Consider the following 1,038-nt stretch of genomic DNA (forward strand, 5'->3'; position numbering starts at 1 on the left):
GCGAACGTGAAGATGTCGATGAATCCGTTCGACGAAATCGCGGTGGAAGAGGCGGTGCGTCTGAAGGAAGCGGGCGTGGCGACGGAAGTGATCGCGGTGTCGGCGGGCGTAGCCCAGTCGCAAGAGACGCTGCGTACGGCGCTGGCCATCGGTGCGGATCGCGCGATTCTCATCGAGTCGGACGAAGAGTTGCAGCCGCTGGCCGTGGCCAAGCTGCTTAAGGCGCTGGTGGACAAGGAGCAACCGCAACTGGTGATCCTGGGCAAGCAAGCCATCGACGACGATTCCAATCAAACCGGTCAGATGCTCGCGGCGCTCGCCAAGCTGCCGCAGGCGACGTTCGCCTCGAAGGTGTCGGTGGCGGATAACCGTGCACAAGTGACGCGCGAAGTGGACGGCGGTCTCGAGACCGTGTCGCTGTCGCTGCCCGCAGTGATCACGACGGACCTGCGCCTGAACGAGCCGCGTTACGTGACGCTGCCCAACATCATGAAGGCGAAGAAGAAGCCGCTGGAGACCGTGAAGCCCGCGGATCTGGGCGTGGATGTGAGCCCGCGTCTGAAGACGCTGAAGGTGGCCGAGCCGCCCAAGCGCAGCGCAGGGGTGAAGGTGGCGGACGTGGCTGCGCTCGTCGACAAGCTCAAGACCGAAGCTAAGGTCATTTAAGGGAGACGACGAGATGAGCATTCTGGTCATTGCAGAACACGACAATACCGCGATCAAATCGGCCACCCTCAATACGGTCACGGCAGCGCTGCAATGCGGCGACGACGTGCACGTGCTGGTCGCAGGCAGCAACGCGAAGGCTGCGGCTGACGCTGCCGCGCAGATCGCCGGTGTGAAGAAGGTGTTGCTGGCAGACGCTGCCTACTTCGGCGACGGTCTGGCCGAGAACATCGCTGACGAAGTGGTGTCGATTGCGGGCAACTACTCGCACATCCTGGCCCCGGCCACGGCATACGGCAAGAACATCGCCCCGCGCGTCGCAGCGTTGCTCGACGTCGCGCAGATCTCGGATATCACGAAGGTCGACAGCGC

The 1,038-nt window shown here is 63.3% G+C and carries 1 protein-coding gene and 1 pseudogene; both read left to right on the forward strand.

Annotation, left to right across the window (positions count from 1 at the left end; genetic code table 11):
- Positions 1-666: electron transfer flavoprotein subunit beta/FixA family protein (locus PAQ31011_RS26235; RefSeq protein ID WP_150578556.1), on the forward strand; the 666-nt coding region annotated here is incomplete at its 5' end.
- A 13-nt stretch (positions 667-679) separates the two neighbouring features.
- A pseudogene (locus tag PAQ31011_RS26240) lies at positions 680-1,038 on the forward strand (electron transfer flavoprotein subunit alpha/FixB family protein); the annotation flags it as partial.

This window comes from Pandoraea aquatica (genome assembly GCF_902459565.1).
Taxonomy (GTDB): domain Bacteria; phylum Pseudomonadota; class Gammaproteobacteria; order Burkholderiales; family Burkholderiaceae; genus Pandoraea; species Pandoraea aquatica.